2 protein-coding genes are annotated in these 2,201 nt (G+C 61.8%); both read left to right on the top strand.

The annotated features are described in order from the left end of the window. Positions 1 to 113 precede the first annotated feature (113 nt). Positions 114 to 1,331 (top strand): FAD-dependent monooxygenase, encoded by a 1,218-nt coding sequence (locus D183_RS0112370; protein ID WP_017909267.1) that lies wholly within the window; start codon positions 114 to 116, stop codon positions 1,329 to 1,331. 286 nt (positions 1,332 to 1,617) lie between these two features. Beyond that, on the top strand, positions 1,618 to 2,201 hold a 584-nt coding region (locus D183_RS26465), incomplete at its 3' end, for a DEAD/DEAH box helicase family protein (protein WP_198527665.1).

Genomic DNA, 2,201 nt, shown 5'->3' with positions numbered 1-2,201 from the left:
CCCCGCCATTTTCGCATGCTAGTTAGCGGGATTGGTGAGGTCCAAGATGCACTCCCGTCCAATGGCTGCCCTGCAACGGCACGCCTGGACCAATTGAATCGGGATGCATCGGCATGGAGATCGGAATACTGGGTGGCGGCATTGCAGGCTTGAGCATGGCCCTCGCATTGCACAAGCAGGGCCACACCCTCCGCGTCTATGAACGTCGGAGCGGGCCGGCCACCATGGGCGCTGGCGTGACGCTTTGGCCCAACGCGGGTTTTGTGCTGCAAGAACTCGGGTTGTTGGAGGATGTCGGGGCGGTGGGCGGTCGGCCAGTATCGGTACACCGCAAAGACGCAGCGGGTAACGCGCTGGGAGGCCTGGACATCACGCTGCTGGACCAACTCATGGGCTACCCGACCCATACGATCCTGCGCCAAGACTTGCAGGCGGTACTGCTGGACCACGTGGCACGCGCTGGTATCCAGGTGGAGTTCGGGCATCGGGCGATAGCGATTGATCTGGATGCCGGCGGCAAGGCCGTGGCACGGTTCGAGAACGGGAAGAGCATCTGCCCGGATCTGCTCATTGGCGCGGATGGCCGCATGGGCTCGGTGGCGCGCAAGTTCGTCGCAGGGGACAACACGCCCATCTACCAGGGGTTCGTGAACTGGATCGGCGTTGCACAGGGCAATGGCCCATTGCTGAGCGACATGGCGATTCATGACTACTGGGGGGCTGGCGACCGTTTCGGCTGCGTGCCGATCCGGACGGATCTGGTGTACTGGGCCGCCGCGCAGGCGCGGCCATTGCCCGAGGCGACGCCAGCAGCGGAGATGCGCAAGGAAGTGATGGATCTTTTTGCAGGATGGCCGGAGCCGGTCGCCCGCCTCATCGAAGCCACGCCGGCCCAATCCATCCAACTGATCGCCGTGCACGACGTCGAGCCGCTGCACACGTGGAGCCGAGCAAACGTACTGCTCGTCGGCGATGCGGCGCACGCGCCACTGCCGACCTCTGGCCAGGGTGCCTGTCAGGCCCTGGAAGACGCCTGGCATCTGGCGCGGTGCCTCGAAGAGACCGGCGGCGTGCTGGATCGAGCATTATCGCGTTTTGCCGCAGTCCGCGGACCAAAGACCACAAAGCTGGCAGAGCAGGGCAGAATGTTCGCGCGCGGCCTGTTCGCCCAAGACCCCGAAACCTGCCGTCTTCGCAACGAGCGCGCCAAGGCGTCCGATCCATTGCGTGATGCCCAGGCCATGGCGGCAGGATGGTCGCAGGGGTTGCCGATGGCGTACTGCACTGGCGGTGGGCCGGCGAGTGGTGCTGGCAGTCTGTATCGCCTCTGACAGACAGTCTTGATCCGAGCGTCGCGTGGCAGTTCCGCTGCAGCATGCATTCCACGAATCCGGGGAACCATTTCATTGGGCTGCTACGTCACAGAGGTGCGGAGTAGCCGACAGGCTTGATAAGGCATGGGCGCCGACTGCGCGCAGCGAAGGGATCGTTGCGCCAGCCTGAATAAGATGTTAAAAGGATTTCCAACTCAACGCGCATCACGCATTACTAGTGCTTTGCGTCACGCTTATTTCCTGCAAAAAGCGCGCGTTGTCCTCATATGAGCAAGGAGCACGTATGACCAAGCCATTTCAAGATCGAGAGCCCTCCGTCCTCGGAAACGCCAATGTCCGGGAGCCTCAGCAAGAGGCTTTCGACGCGCTTAACCAACACGCAACTGGCGGAGGCGAACCGCGCGAGGTCGGGATCATTCTGCCCGTAGGCTGCGGCAAGTCAGGCACTATAACTCTCACACCGTTCGCATACCGTGCTGCGCGCGCGCTCGTCATCGCGCCTGGGGTGTCAATCGCCGACCAGTTGGCCGCCGATTTCGACCCGAGCAATCCCAAGATGTTCTACATCAAATGCAACGTGCTTGATGGCGGGCCGTATCCAGAGCCGGTCCGGGTTGCTGGGAAGACGGTCAATCGAGCTGACATGGATGCCGCAGACGTGGTGGTTACCAATGTCCAGCAACTGCAAGGCGAGGACAACAAATGGCTGACATCGCTTCCTGAAGACTACTTTGACCTGATCATCTTCGACGAGGGTCACCACAGCGTCGCAGCCAGCTGGGAGGCAATAAAAAGGAAATTTCCAGCGGCTAAAGTCGTCAACTTCAGTGCGACGCCGGTGCGCGCCGATGGCCAGATCATGGCTGG

The sequence above is a fragment of the Xanthomonas sp. SHU 199 genome (assembly GCF_000364665.1).
Lineage (GTDB): Bacteria > Pseudomonadota > Gammaproteobacteria > Xanthomonadales > Xanthomonadaceae > Xanthomonas_A > Xanthomonas_A sontii.
This window is presented reverse-complemented; position numbering and strand designations above follow the sequence as displayed.